The organism is Sulfitobacter sp. JL08, from assembly GCF_003352045.1.
GTDB lineage: Bacteria > Pseudomonadota > Alphaproteobacteria > Rhodobacterales > Rhodobacteraceae > JL08.
Genome location: NZ_CP025815.1, coordinates 411,153 through 424,793 on the forward strand (window position 1 = coordinate 411,153; position 13,641 = coordinate 424,793).

Here is a 13,641-nt window from a genome sequence, read left to right on the forward strand (position 1 = left end):
GGAAAAGGGCCGGATCATCCGGCCCCTGTCTGTCGATCAGCCGATTGCAGCGGCTTTCACGTCGTCATCTATATAAGGCACGTATTGCTCAAAGTTGGTCGCAAACATCTTGACCAGTTTCGCGGCCTGACGGTCATAGGCTTCCGGGTTGTCCCATGTTCTGCGTGGATCCAGCAGGATATCCGCAACTCCGTTCACCGAAACGGGCACTTCAAATCCGAAATTTGCATCCTTGCGATAGGTCGCGTTGGCCAGCGATCCTTCCAAAGCAGCCGTCAGCAGGCCGCGTGTCGCCTTGATCGGCATCCGGCTGCCCGTGCCATAGGCGCCACCGGTCCATCCTGTGTTCACCAGCCAGCATGTAGCACCATGTGTTGCGATCTTTTCGCGCAGCAGGTTGCCATAAACCTCTGGGCGCCGGGGCATGAACGGGGCTCCGAAACAGGTGCTGAACGTCGGTTCCGGTTCTGTCACGCCGCGTTCCGTTCCTGCCACTTTCGATGTAAAGCCAGACAGGAAGTGATACATCGCCTGCGCTGGTGTCAGCCGCGCGATCGGGGGCAGAACGCCAAATGCATCACAGGTCAGCATGATCACGTTTTTCGGATGGCCACCCAACGCCGTCGCGGAAGCATTAGATATATAATGCAGCGGATAGGCACAGCGCATGTTCGCCGTCAGGCTGTCATCTTCGAAATCCAGTTCCTTGGTGTCGGGATCGAACACCATGTTTTCGATCACAGTACCGAATTTTTCGGTGGTTGCGTAAATTTCGGGTTCGGCCTCGGGGTTGAGGTTGATGGTCTTGGCATAACACCCGCCTTCAAAGTTAAAGGTGCCACGGTTGGACCAGCCGTGTTCGTCATCGCCAATCAGCGTGCGCGCCGGATCGGCCGACAGGGTGGTTTTGCCGGTGCCGGACAGGCCGAAGAACACGGCAGTATCCACAGGATTACCATGGGCATGATTGGCCGAACAGTGCATCGGCATGATACCTTTTTCCGGCAGCAGGTAGTTCAACAGTGAAAACACCGACTTCTTGTTTTCACCGGCATATTCCGTGCCGCCGATCAGGATCAGCTTTTTGTCAAAGTTCATCGCGATTACGGTTTCCGACCGGCAATTGTGGCGTTTTGGGTCCGCCGAGAAGCTGGGGCAGTTGATAACAGTGAAATCCGCCACAAAATCGTCCAGATCTTCACGGTCGGGGCGGCGCAACATATGGCGGATAAACAACCCGTGCCACGCCAGTTCGGTGATCATGCGTACATCTATGGCATGGGCCGCATCGGCACCGCCCACCAGATCCTGCACGAAATAGTCTCGCCCCTTCATGTGTTCCAGCATGTCGGCATAAAGCGCATCAAAGCCTTCCGGGCTCATCTCGGCGTTGTTGTCCCACCAGATCGTATCAGCAACACTGTCTGTTTTGACCACATGCTTGTCTTTGGGGGATCGTCCGGTGAATTTTCCGGTTGTCACAAGAAACGCGCCGCCCTTGCCCAGCGTGCCTTCGTTGTTGCGCAGTGCCGCTTCGATCAGGGATGGTTCAATCAGGTTGTAATGTACATTGCCCAGCTCTGTGATCCCTTGATCTTCGAGGCGAAATTTTGGGTTAACCCGTCCTGAACTCATGTGCTTTGGTCTCCTGTGGGCGCATGCGGAACTGTGGCAAACACGTGCCGCCGCATTAGGCGTGTTACACTGTTGCGGCCTCTTAGCATGGCGGATTCAGGCATGAACAGGACGCTTTTTCCGAGTTAGCGCCACCATTGGTTAGTTTTTCGCAACAATAGCCAAAACTGGCCATACAAATGTCCGATTGTGAGACAATTTAGTCATTCGTAAGAATTTTTTGGAGAAATCGCAGACGATTGCCCAGCCGATTCGCAGTTAAAGATTGATTCTAAGCACTGAAAAAGTGAAGTATCGCGAAAAAAGCAGGCAAAACGAGCAGAATAAGGAAATTTACCATGTCGAAAATCGCATTGGTGGACGACGACAGGAATATCCTGACGTCTGTATCCATGACTCTTGAGGCAGAAGGTTTTGAGGTCGAAACCTATAATGACGGCCAGGCCGCTCTGGATGCCTTTAACAAGAAACTGCCTGATATGGCCGTGCTTGATATCAAAATGCCGCGTATGGACGGAATGGATCTGTTGCAGCGCCTGCGTCAGAAAACCAGCATGCCGGTGATCTTTCTGACATCGAAAGATGACGAGATTGACGAAGTGCTTGGCCTGCGGATGGGCGCGGACGACTACGTCAAGAAGCCCTTTTCGCAACGGCTTCTGGTGGAACGCATCCGCGCATTGCTGCGCCGTCAGGATGCGGTGGCCGGCGATATCGTCGGCGATACCGAAGAAACCAAAGTGATGGAACGTGGCGAACTGCGGATGGATCCGCTGCGTCACGCTGTAAGCTGGAAAGGTCGTGACGTATCACTGACTGTAACGGAATTTCTTTTGTTGCAGGCGCTGGCCCAACGCCCCGGGTTCGTCAAAAGCCGTGATCAGCTGATGGATGTTGCTTACGACGATCAGGTCTATGTGGATGACCGCACCATTGACAGCCACATCAAGCGCCTGCGTAAGAAAATGCGTACCGCGGACGATGAATTCTCTGCGATTGAGACACTCTACGGGATCGGCTACAGATATAACGAAGAATAAACAGGCAGAAGAAGGCTTTGGCCGAAAGGATGTCCGTGCGGGATACGGCCCCACCCACGCGTAATGGTGATGTGGTTCTGGGCGACGATTGGGTCGCCCCGGACAGCAACGTCGAAAACGAGTTGCGCGTGCGCCGTGAACGGCGCGGGCTCTTCTCGCTCAAGGCATCGCCCCTTGCCCGCAAGATTATCACGTTCAACCTGATCGCGCTGAACGTGCTGGTTGCCGGCATCCTTTACCTGAACTCGTCCCGCGACAGCCTTGCGCTGCAGCGGGCAAATGCACTGGTCAGCGAGGCGGAATTGATCGCCGACGTGTTCGAGGCGCAATTGCCTGCGGACGCCGCTGTCGATCTGACCAATACCGATGTGCTGGACGTTTCCGGCACATTGGCGGGTCTTGATCTGCGCAGCGGCATCGAGGTTTTTGTTTTCAACGCCGACGAATCCCTGATTTCCATGACGGAAGGGCGCACCGACGGCGGTGTGCTGGGTGGCACCAGAGCGAACGAAAACGGCAAAACCCTGATTACAGACGGGCTGTCGTCGATCTGGAACGCTGTGTCGCGTGTGTTTTCCTCGGGTCAAAGTGATGCGGACACGCCGATTCAGGAACAGTTGAAGGAATTTTTACCCGCGACACTGGCCAATGGCACGCAGGTGGAAAACTCACAGGATGCGGGTGGCGGCATCCTGTTCAGTGTCACAACGCCGATCTTGCACAACGGGCAGGCCATTGGCGTAGTCGCAATCACCAGCGCTGCCGGCGAAATTGATAATCTTGTACGTGGCGAACGTGAACGCGTGTTGCAGATGTTCGTGATCGCCACGTTGGTGTCCATCGGGCTTAGCCTTGTTCTGGCGTCGACGATTGCGAACCCGATTTCCGATCTGGCCGCCGCTGCCGAACTGGGCCGCGACAAGGACGCGCGCAAGATGAACCCCGGGCGTATCCGCATCCCCGATCTGACGGCACGCCCCGACGAGATTGGCCGGTTGAGCGGTGCGCTGCGCGGTATGGTGGCCGCACTCTACAATCGCATCGACGGAAACGAACAGTTTGCCGCCGATGTGGCGCATGAAATCAAAAACCCGCTGGCATCGCTGCGGTCTGCCGTAGGTACGATGCGCCGCGTCAAACGCGATGACCAACGCGAAAAGCTGCTGGAAGTCATCGAACATGACGTGCGCCGGCTTGACCGGCTGGTCAGCGATATTTCCAACGCGTCGCGTCTGGATTCCGAACTGGTCAAGGAAGAGGAAGAACCCTTTGATCTGCTGAAGATGCTTGGAAACCTGAGCGAATATCTGGGTGAAGAGGCGAAAACAAAAGGCATCGATTTCATTTCCGACCTGCCCGGCGATCCGATCGTCGTGCACGGTCTTGAGGCGCGTCTGGCCCAGGTATTCGTGAACCTGATCACCAACGCCATTTCGTTCTGCGAAGACGGCGATGCGATCCGCGTCTGGGCGCGCAAACGGCAGAACCGTGTTCTGGTAGTGATCGAAGACACCGGTCCGGGCATTCCCGATCAGGCGCTGGGCAAGATTTTCAAGCGCTTCTACTCCCAGCGTCCGGACGAGCATTTCGGCAATAACTCGGGTCTTGGTCTGGCCATTTCGAAACAGATCGTCGAAGCGCATGGCGGCGTGATCTGGGCCGAAAACATCCGCCCGACCGATGCGGATATCACGTCTGATCCCCTGGGCGCGCGGTTTGTTGTGGGCCTTCCGGTCTGACACGTGGCGCGGTCCGGCAAACGTGAAACCAGCCTTGTTTCGCCCTTGGGCGACACTCCTTTTGACAGCGCGGTTCATGCAACATGCATCGCGATGCAGGATCGCGGATTGCTTGTTCTGGGTGCGGCGGGCAGCGGAAAATCGGCGCTGGCCCTGCAACTTATCGCCCTTGGGGCCAAACTGGTGGCGGATGACCGGGTTCTTCTTTCAGATGAAGACGGCGGCATCACGGCCACCGCCCCTGAGCCTATCGCCGGATTGATTGAAGCACGCGGCCTAGGTGTGTTGAACGCGCCGGTGTGCAAACGCGCCCCGATCAGGCTGGTGGTGTCGATGGATCATGTTGAAACCGAACGCATTCCGCCATTTCGCACCTGTCAGATAGGCCCCTACACTGTTCCGCTGGTTCACAAATCTGACAACGGGCATTTTCCCGCCGCTGTGGCACTATATCTGTTACACGGTCGAAAGGAGTGATCATGCCCGATCCCGGACCAACAGATCAGAACCGCTGCCGCTTTGTGCTTGTCACCGGCCCTTCCGGGGCAGGGCGATCCACCGCGATCAACGTTCTGGAGGATCTGGGGTTCGAGGCGATCGACAATCTGCCGCTGCGCTTGCTGCCAACCCTTCTTGACGGTCCCGCCGAAGACCGCCCGATGGCTTTGGGGGTTGATACGCGCAACCGTGATTTTTCAACCACCGCGCTGATCGACTCGGTGGAAAATCTGGCCCGACTGTCACACCTGTCCCCCGAGGTTTTGTATCTGGATTGCAGCCGCGATGTCTTGCTGCGCCGGTTTTCCGAAACCCGGCGGCGCCACCCGCTGGCCCCCGCCGAAAGCCCGGATGTGGGGATAGATCGCGAATTCGATCTGTTGGACCCGATCCGCGCCCGCGCCAGTATCCTGATCGATACATCCGATCTGAACGTGCATCACTTGCGCGCCGAGGTCGAACGCTGGTTCGCGCCTGTCGGTCCCGGACGGATGGCTGTTTCGCTGCATTCCTTTTCCTACAAACGCGGCTTGCCGCGCGGCATCGACATGGTTTTTGACTGCCGGTTTCTGAACAATCCTTATTGGGTTCCTGAATTACGCGGTTTCGACGGGCGCGATGCCCAGGTGGCCGACTATGTTGCGGCAGACGCCCGCTTTGCCCAGTTTTTCGAAAAAACGCTGGATTTCACCGAATTCCTGTTGCCCGCCTACGCGGAAGAGGGCAAAGCACATTTTTCAATCGGCTTTGGATGCACCGGTGGCCAGCACAGATCGGTCACAGTGACCGAAAGATTGGCGCAAGCCCTTGCGGAGAAGGGGTGGCAAGTGTCAATTAGGCATCGCGAGCTTGAGCGCCGCGCGGCAGAGGGTAAGAAACAGGCGTGATCGGGATTGTTATTGTCGCGCATGGCGGGCTGGCCAAGGAATACATGTCGGCGGTGGAACACGTGGTGGGCCGCCAACCGGGCATTCGGGCTATCGCAATCGAAGCGGACCATGATCGGGACGCAAAGCAAACTGAAATCTGTGTGGCGGCCGATGCGGTCGATACCGGCGACGGTGTTGTTGTCGTCACCGATCTGTTCGGCGGCTCGCCTTCAAACCTGAGCTTGCGCGCCTGCAAACCCGAAGACCGCCGGATTATTTACGGCGCTAATCTGCCGATGCTGATCAAACTGGCCAAAAGCCGCGACTTGCCGGTATCCGATGCGGTACGGGCTGCGCTGGAAGCCGGCAAGAAATACATCGACAGCCAGAATGTGTCTTCGGATGCGTAAGAAATTCAAGAAAGTAATACCCTTATGACCCAGCGCAGTTTGAACATCGTGAACGAAAAAGGGCTGCACGCCCGCGCATCTGCAAAACTGGTCGAGGTTGTCGAGGCGTTTGATGCGACAGCCGAAGTGTCGCGCGACGGAATGTCGGCCTCGGGTGACAGCATCATGGGGCTTTTGATGTTGGCAGCGTCCAAGGGAACGACTATTGACGTGCAAACATCGGGGCCGGATGCTGATGCTTTGGCTGATGCGCTGGAAATGCTGGTGGCTGACAAATTCGGCGAAGGGTACTAGGCGCGCGATGCGCACCCGGGCAAAAGAAAGATCGTAGTGGCAAACACGGTTCAGGATAGCACGTCGGGTCTTTCCAAAGACTCTGAAAAGGATACCGGCGAAATCTATGATCGCCGCACCCTGACCTATGCCAACTCCTTTGACGATCTCTGGACCAGTTTTGCGATCCGTGCCATCGAATGGTGTACCGGAAAGCTGACGATCCTGCGGATGGTCAACAAGTTCGAAAAAACGAACGAGGCGCATCGCGGTCAGAAGTTCTGGCGTGGCGCGCTGAACGTCATGGGTATAGATCTGCTGACCCCGCCAGAGCAGTTGGCCAATATTCCGCAAAGCGGGCCTGTTGTCGTTGTGGCCAACCACCCGCACGGAATGGTGGATGGTATGATTTTTGCCGACATGATCGGGCGCGTGCGGCTGGATTATCGCATTCTTACACGGTCGGTGCTGACCGGTCTGGACGAAGCGGCAACATCTTTCATGATCCCGGTGCCGTTCCCGCACGATCCCGAAGCCCAGGCTAAAATGGTTGAAATGCGCGCCAAGGCGATGGCCCATCTGAAAGACGGCGGCGTCGTGGCCCTGTTCCCGTCAGGTGTCGTGATGTCGTCCGATACGTGGTTCGGCCCCGCGATCGAACGCGAGTGGAGCCTGTTCACCGCGAAAATGATCCGCCGTTCCGGCGCGCGGGTGGTTCCGATTTTCTATCCGGGACGCAATTCGCGCTGGTATCAGATCGCCAACCGGATTTCACCTATCCTGCGGCAAGGGCTGTTGCTGCACGAAATCGTCCGGTCCTGCAACAAACCACAGGCCCCCGTGATCGGCGCACCGCTAAGCGATGAACAGATGGCCATGCTGGAAACCGACCCGCGCGGTTTCATGGCGTGGCTTCGCGCGCATACGCTCTCGCTGGGTGACAAGGCCTGATCCCTGCCTTTAACGGGTCGGCACCGGCATCTCACCGCGATAATCATAAAAACCGCGCTGCGACTTGCGCCCAAGCCAGCCGGCTTCGACATATTTGGTCAGCAGCGGGCAGGGGCGGTATTTGGTGTCCGCCAAACCGTCATGCAACACGTTCATGATGGCCAGACAGGTATCAAGCCCGATAAAATCAGCCAGTTCCAGCGGACCCATCGGATGGTTTGCGCCCAGCTTCATCGACTGGTCAATTGACAGGACAGATCCGACCCCTTCGTAAAGAGTGTATACCGCTTCATTGATCATCGGCATCAGGATGCGGTTGACGATAAATCCGGGGAAATCTTCGGCTGACGCGGATGTTTTCCCTAACCGGTCCACTACGGATTTGCACGCGGCATAGGTGGGTTCATCGGTTGCAATGCCACGGATCAATTCGACAAGCTGCATCACCGGCACAGGGTTCATGAAATGAAACCCCATGAATTTTTCGGGCCTGTCCGTCCGGCTGGCCAGACGGGTGATCGAAATCGACGATGTGTTCGATGTCAGGATCGTATCGGGCTTAAGATGCGGCAAAAGATCTTCGAAAATCGCCTGCTTGACGGTTTCGCGTTCTGTTGCCGCTTCGATCACCAGATCGGTCTGGCCAAGTTCTGTCAGGGTCACAGTGGTCTTGATCCTCGCCATCGCCTTGGATTTCTCGGCCTCTTCGATCTTGCCGCGGCCAACCTGCCGTTCCAGATTGCGGTCGATCAGATCGATCGCGGCCTGTAGTGCGTCGGAACTGATATCTGTCAGCAGAACATCATATCCGGCAAGCGCCATAACATGTGCAATGCCGTTGCCCATCTGGCCTGCACCCACGATGCCAATTCTCTGAATGTCCATGTCGCGTGTTCCCTTGTGTTCAGGCCCTAACATACGGGGCATGGCAGGGGGGCCGCAAGGGCCGTAAACCGATCAAACTTGTGGCAATTTGGCGGGGCTTGGCGCGCTTGGGTTAGGGCTTTGGTAAGGCCGGTTGCACATTCTGGGGCCGGGTGAGAACGAAGGTGGGCAAGATGACCTATGAAGGATTGGGCACGCGTGCCCTTGATTATTTTCCGTGCCGGTATGGTGCGTCAAAACTGCTGTTCCGTGGGCCACGGCGCGATCTTTCAACGGCGTATTGTGCCTTTGTCGGCGGCACCGAAACCTATGGCAAATTCCTGGCCAGCCCGTATCCGTCCATAATCGAACGCGAAATTGGGATGCCATGCGTTAATCTGGGCTTTCCCAATGCGGGGATCGATGTGTTCATGCACGATCCGTTTGTGCCGGTAGCCGCCGCCGGTGCACAGATCAGCGTGGTGCAGGTGATGGGTGCCCAGAACATGTCGAACCGGTTCTATACGGTGCATCCGCGACGCAATGACAGGTTCGTCAAGGCCAGCCAGATGATGCAGGCGGTGTATGGCGATGTAGATTTCACCGAATTCCATTTCACAAAGCACCTGATCAGATCGCTGATGGCGCTGTCGGCCGACCGGTTTTCCTGTGTCCGGCGGGAACTGCAACAGGCGTGGCAGGCGCGGATGGAACTGCTTTTGTCCAAACTGGGCGGAAAGATCATTCTTCTTTGGTTCGCGCGCCACAGCCCCGATGAAGACGGTTTTAGTACGACGAGCGACCCGATGTTCGTGACCCGCAAGATGATCGAAAGCCTGCGCCCGCACGTCGCCGATATTGTCGAGGTGGTTGCCAGCCCGGCAGCACAGGCGCAGGGCACGCGCGGTATGATCTTTGCCCAGATGGAAGCGCCCGCAGCCGGGCACATCATGGGGCCGGCTGCGCATCAGGAAGCGGCCGATGCCGTTTCCCGCAGTATCAACCGCCTGATATGAAAAGGCCCGCCGTTTCGGGCGGGCCTTGGAAATGCGCCAAAACGCAGGTTGTTTTGGTATTTTTAAAGTTTTTCGATCAGTTCCGGCACAGCTGTGAACAGGTCGGCGACCAGACCGAAATCGGCAACCTGAAAGATCGGCGCTTCTTCGTCTTTGTTGATCGCCACGATCACCTTGCTGTCTTTCATACCGGCCAGATGCTGGATCGCACCGGAAATGCCAACGGCAACGTACAGATCAGGGGCCACAACCTTGCCCGTCTGGCCGACCTGCCAGTCGTTCGGGGCATAGCCACTGTCAACCGCTGCGCGCGATGCACCAACAGCCGCACCCAGCTTGTCCGCCAGTGTTTCGATCAGCGCGAAATCGTCTTTCGATCCCACACCGCGCCCGCCCGACACGACCACACCGGCCGATGTCAGCTCGGGGCGGTCACTGGCCGCAACCTTGTCCTCGACCCATTCGCTCAGACCCGGATTGCCGGCGGCACCGATGGTTTCGACAGATGCAGACCCGCCCATTTCAGCGGCGTCAAAGGTAGATACACGGAACGATACAACCTTTTTGCCATCGCTGGATTTGACGGTCTGGATCGCGTTGCCCGCATAGATCGGGCGCTCGAACGTGTTGGCGTCAACGATACCGGACACGTCGGTCAGAACCATCACATCCAGCAAAGCCGCGACACGCGGCAGCACGTTTTTCGCATCGGTCGTCGCGGGCGCTACGATATGTTCGTAGTCCCCTGCAAGCGATACGATTAGATCGGCGGTCGATTCCGCCAGACGGTGGCCCAATGCGGGATCTTCGGCACACAGCACCTTGGACACGCCGGAAATCTTCGCAGCTTCGGCTGCCGCCGCCGCCGCAGACCCGCCCGCGCACAACACAGTCACATCGCCCAGTTGCGCCGCCGCAGTTACCGCCTTGGAGGTGGCATCCAGCGACAGTTCGCCATCATTGACTTCGGCAAGGAGTAAAACAGCCATTACACAGCCCCCGCTTCTTTGAGTTTCTCGACAAGTTCGTCCACCGAGCCCACTTTGATACCAGCCGCGCGGCTTTCGGGTTCGCCGGTTTTCACGATCTCAAGACGCGGAGTGACATCAACGCCGTAATCCGCTGCGGTTTTTTCATCCAGCGGCTTTTTCTTGGCTTTCATGATGTTGGGCAGCGATGCATAGCGCGGTTCGTTCAGGCGCAAATCAACCGTCACAACGGCGGGCATCTTGACCTTGATGGTCTGCAAGCCGCCATCGACTTCGCGGGTCACGGTTGCGCTGTCGCCCGAGATTTCAAGACCGGATGCAAAGGTCGCCTGCGACCAACCCAGCAATGCGCTCAGCATCTGGCCGGTGGCGTTCAGATCATTATCGATCGCCTGCTTGCCGCACAGCACCAGACCTGGCTGTTCTTCGTCAACAATCGCCTTGAGAATCTTGGCAACGGCCAGCGGTTCGATGTCGTTGTGAACATCTTCTGCCGCCACCACCAGAATGGCGCGGTCTGCGCCCATCGCCAGCGCGGTGCGCAGCGTTTCCTGGCTTTGCTTGACGCCGATCGACACCGCAATCACTTCTTCCGCAGCGCCGGCTTCTTTCAGACGGATCGCCTGTTCGACCGCGATCTCGTCAAATGGGTTCATCGACATTTTCACATTGGCAAGATCAACACCCGATCCATCCGCTTTCACACGAACTTTCACGTTATAGTCGATCACGCGTTTGACAGGTACCAAAACCTTCATGGGCGTTTCTCTCCTTACTTGATAAATCGCCGGGGCGACTCGGTCTAAATCATTCCCGCTGTTGATAGCGACAGGTGTGTCCGCGAAACAGGGTAAAATCGTCACCCCAAGGTCTAGGGACGTCGCGTTTTTTGCTTATCCCGTTTTTTTGCAAAGGTTTTGACCCTATCGGTTGGCCCCCGGCACCCACAGTACATCGTCCTTTCCGTCGTTGTTCGCGATCCGCGCGGCGACAAAAAACCAGTCTGACAACCGATTCAGATATGTGACCGCCGAGGGGTTGATCGCCTCGACGGTGGCCAGTTCCACGGCAAGCCGCTCGGCCCGCCGTGCGACGGTGCGGCAGACATGCAAATGCGCAGCCAGCGCCGCACCGCCGGGCAGGATGAAGCTGCGCAGCGGTTCCAGAATATCATTCATCCGGTCAATCTCGGCTTCCAGACGTTCGACCTGTTGCGGCGCCATGCGCAACGGCGGGTATTCCGCTTCGGCGTCCTGTTCCATATCAGGGCGGCACAGATCAGCCCCCAGATCGAACAGATCGTTCTGGATGCGCGACAATTGCAGGTCCATGTCGCCGGTGGCGTGCAAACGGGCGACGCCCACAAAACAGTTCAATTCATCCGAAGTGCCATAGGCCGACACCCGCAGCGCGTGCTTTGCCACCCGCGCGCCGTTGCCCAGTGCGGTTTCACCCGCGTCACCGGTTTTTGTATAAATCTTGTTCAGAACAACCATGTCACTGCCCTCCTGTTCCGCGCAGATACACATAAAGACAGATCAGCAGCACAGCGATAAACTGCGCGATCAGCCGATAGCGCATCATCTTGTTTCCATATTTCCGGTTGGTTTCGCCGCCCTTGGCAAAACCGCCGATTCCCAGCATCAAAATGACGACAACGGCCAGAACCGCCAGAACGACAAGTACAAAAAGCGGGTCTGATGGCATATAAACTGTCCTTTTCTCGGGTCTGAGCGGTCATGTAGCCGCCCACGACAAAAAAGCGAACCGATTTCTTTGTGCGTAGGCCAGCGCCAAAGGCCGGTATCTGCTGCTTCAGGTTCGGGCCAATACCCAATCCAATGCTCTTGTGGGCAACAGACGGCGCAGTGCGCCCATCAGATAGGTTGGTGTAGTGACGTAATAACGCGGTTTGGGGCGCCGCGATTCCAGGGCGTGTACCAGTTTTTTTGTAACGGCGCTTGCGGGCAGTTCGAACGTGTCGGGCCCGCTGCTTGAATAGAGGCGCTTGTGCAGGGTGTTTTCATAGAAAGACGCGCGCGGGCTGTCCTGCCATTTGATCCAGCGTTCATAATGCGGGATCGAATTGACGCGAATTTTCGATGTGACGGGCCCCGGTTCGATCAGGACAATCTTGATCGGCGTGTCGCGCATTTCGATGCGCATCGTGTCGGTCAGACCTTCCAGCGCGAATTTGGTGGCGTTGTAAGCCCCGCGCATCCGCAGCGTGACAAAGCCCAGCACGGACGAACATTGAATGATCCGGCCATGCCCCTGCGCGCGCATCACCGGAATGACCCGGCAGGTCAGATCGTGCCAGCCAAAGAAATTCGCCTCGAATATGGCGCGCAAACCGTCAACCGGCAGGTCTTCAACTGCGCCGGGCAGGCCATGCGCGCCGTTGTTGAACAGCGCATCCAGCGTGCCACCGGTGGCCGCCAGAACCTCGGCCAGTCCGGATTCCAACGTGGCGGGGTCGGTGTAATCCAAAAGCGGGCTTTCAAACCCTTCAGCGATCAGGCGCGCGCAGTCTTCGGGCCGCCGGCAGGCGGCAAACACCCGCCATCCCCGCGACTTCAGCCCTTGCGCCGCGTCATATCCGATGCCGGACGAACAGCCTGTAATCAGTATGGATTTCTGCATTTCTTACCCTTTTCGGCCTGTTCTGACCTGTCGCGCACCAAAGCGCAACCGGTACGGACCGTCGGGTGTCACTGCCGCAACAAATTGGCTGAAATCCAACCCATTTCGCGGCTTTCGGGGTTCTGCATTCTGATCCAGCCCGTGCCGGGGTCTTCCAGCACCTCAACCTCGGTGCCGCCCTGCAGTTGCAGGATCACCGGATAATCGATGCCCGGGCCGGACCGGATATTGACCAGCGTGCCATCTATAATCCGGATGTCTTTTGCGGGCGCTGGAAATGTGCCGTCCGAAATGCTGTCCAATGCCGCCAGCGACAACACGACATCCGCAATAGGGGCGGCGGGCGCAACCTCGGCGGTTTCTACCGGCTCGGGTTCCGGTGTCGGCTCGGGCGCTGCGACGGGTTCGGGCGCGGGCTCAGGCGGGGTATTGCCCAGAACCAGGCGCGTTCTGGACGGATCGGGCGCGGTATTCGAACCTTCTACAAAAACAGGCGCGCGGCTCGTTGTGGCACGAGGGCTTGGCTCCGGCTTGGACGCGCTTTCTGCTTCGGCCTCAAGCCGCGCGCTGGCCGGTACGAAGTCAGCCCCGCCGCTCAGCTCGTAAAACGCCCAGCCCATGAAAAGGAACGACAGAAAAACAAACCGGTTCATAACGCTCCTTCCTTTGTGATTGCGGATCAGCCTTGCCGCGACCCATTTGAAACTATCGCAT

16 protein-coding genes are annotated in these 13,641 nt (G+C 57.5%); 8 read left to right on the plus strand and 8 right to left on the minus strand.

Annotated features, from left to right (window positions below; all coding sequences use genetic code 11):
* Window positions 1–36 precede the first annotated feature (36 nt).
* Window positions 37–1,635: a phosphoenolpyruvate carboxykinase gene (locus tag C1J05_RS02105; RefSeq protein ID WP_114868818.1), complete on the minus strand. Its 1,599-nt coding sequence runs from the start codon at window positions 1,633–1,635 to the stop codon at window positions 37–39.
* Between the two features lie 338 nt (window positions 1,636–1,973).
* Between C1J05_RS02105 and C1J05_RS02110 the strand changes: the two genes are divergently transcribed.
* From C1J05_RS02110 to C1J05_RS02140, 7 genes are read left to right on the plus strand one after another with little or no spacing between them, the layout of a single operon-like run.
* Window positions 1,974–2,675, plus strand: coding sequence for a response regulator transcription factor (locus C1J05_RS02110; RefSeq protein WP_114868819.1), 702 nt, complete (start codon window positions 1,974–1,976; stop codon window positions 2,673–2,675).
* Window positions 2,676–2,704: 29 nt separating this feature from the next.
* Complete coding sequence (locus C1J05_RS02115) at window positions 2,705–4,414, plus strand: sensor histidine kinase (protein ID WP_205389033.1); 1,710 nt, start codon at window positions 2,705–2,707, stop codon at window positions 4,412–4,414.
* A 3-nt stretch (window positions 4,415–4,417) separates the two neighbouring features.
* On the plus strand, window positions 4,418–4,891 hold the full coding sequence (locus C1J05_RS02120; RefSeq protein ID WP_254684679.1) for an HPr kinase/phosphorylase: 474 nt from the start codon (window positions 4,418–4,420) through the stop codon (window positions 4,889–4,891).
* A 2-nt stretch (window positions 4,892–4,893) separates the two neighbouring features.
* Window positions 4,894–5,799, plus strand: a complete 906-nt coding sequence (rapZ, locus tag C1J05_RS02125) for an RNase adapter RapZ (RefSeq protein ID WP_114868820.1) — start codon at window positions 4,894–4,896, stop codon at window positions 5,797–5,799.
* Window positions 5,796–6,191, plus strand: coding sequence for a PTS sugar transporter subunit IIA (locus C1J05_RS02130; protein ID WP_114868821.1), 396 nt, complete (start codon window positions 5,796–5,798; stop codon window positions 6,189–6,191). Before rapZ ends, C1J05_RS02130 begins: the two co-directional genes overlap by 4 nt.
* A gap of 24 nt (window positions 6,192–6,215) precedes the next feature.
* Window positions 6,216–6,485, plus strand: a complete 270-nt coding sequence (locus tag C1J05_RS02135) for an HPr family phosphocarrier protein (protein WP_114868822.1) — start codon at window positions 6,216–6,218, stop codon at window positions 6,483–6,485.
* 36 nt (window positions 6,486–6,521) lie between these two features.
* Window positions 6,522–7,415: a lysophospholipid acyltransferase family protein gene (locus tag C1J05_RS02140; RefSeq protein ID WP_114868823.1), complete on the plus strand. Its 894-nt coding sequence runs from the start codon at window positions 6,522–6,524 to the stop codon at window positions 7,413–7,415.
* Between the two features lie 9 nt (window positions 7,416–7,424).
* Here C1J05_RS02140 and C1J05_RS02145 read toward each other — a convergent pair whose 3' ends face one another.
* The gene (locus C1J05_RS02145; RefSeq protein WP_114872057.1) at window positions 7,425–8,300 is read right to left on the minus strand and encodes a 3-hydroxybutyryl-CoA dehydrogenase; all 876 of its coding nucleotides are present in this window, start codon (window positions 8,298–8,300) and stop codon (window positions 7,425–7,427) included.
* A gap of 173 nt (window positions 8,301–8,473) precedes the next feature.
* Between C1J05_RS02145 and C1J05_RS02150 the strand changes: the two genes are divergently transcribed.
* Window positions 8,474–9,295, plus strand: coding sequence for a DUF6473 family protein (locus C1J05_RS02150; RefSeq protein ID WP_114868824.1), 822 nt, complete (start codon window positions 8,474–8,476; stop codon window positions 9,293–9,295).
* Window positions 9,296–9,357: 62 nt separating this feature from the next.
* On the opposite strand, the gene C1J05_RS02155 is transcribed toward C1J05_RS02150, so the two are convergent.
* From C1J05_RS02155 to C1J05_RS02180, 6 genes are all read right to left on the minus strand, one after another.
* Entirely contained in the window at window positions 9,358–10,284 is a 927-nt protein-coding gene (locus C1J05_RS02155) for an electron transfer flavoprotein subunit alpha/FixB family protein (protein WP_114868825.1), read from the minus strand.
* Window positions 10,284–11,042: an electron transfer flavoprotein subunit beta/FixA family protein gene (locus C1J05_RS02160; protein ID WP_114868826.1), complete on the minus strand. Its 759-nt coding sequence runs from the start codon at window positions 11,040–11,042 to the stop codon at window positions 10,284–10,286. Before C1J05_RS02160 ends, C1J05_RS02155 begins: the two co-directional genes overlap by 1 nt.
* Window positions 11,043–11,207: 165 nt before the next feature.
* Window positions 11,208–11,780 carry a cob(I)yrinic acid a,c-diamide adenosyltransferase gene (locus tag C1J05_RS02165; RefSeq protein WP_114868827.1) on the minus strand — a complete coding sequence of 191 codons (573 nt, stop codon included), beginning with the start codon at window positions 11,778–11,780 and terminating at the stop codon, window positions 11,208–11,210.
* A gap of 1 nt (window position 11,781) precedes the next feature.
* A complete protein-coding gene (locus C1J05_RS02170; protein WP_114868828.1) occupies window positions 11,782–11,991 on the minus strand; it encodes a twin transmembrane helix small protein in 210 nt (69 codons plus the stop codon).
* Window positions 11,992–12,099: 108 nt separating this feature from the next.
* Entirely contained in the window at window positions 12,100–12,927 is an 828-nt protein-coding gene (locus C1J05_RS02175) for an SDR family NAD(P)-dependent oxidoreductase (protein WP_114868829.1), read from the minus strand.
* A gap of 68 nt (window positions 12,928–12,995) precedes the next feature.
* Complete coding sequence (locus C1J05_RS02180; protein WP_114868830.1) at window positions 12,996–13,580, minus strand: SH3 domain-containing protein; 585 nt, start codon at window positions 13,578–13,580, stop codon at window positions 12,996–12,998.
* Window positions 13,581–13,641: the final 61 nt, after the last annotated feature.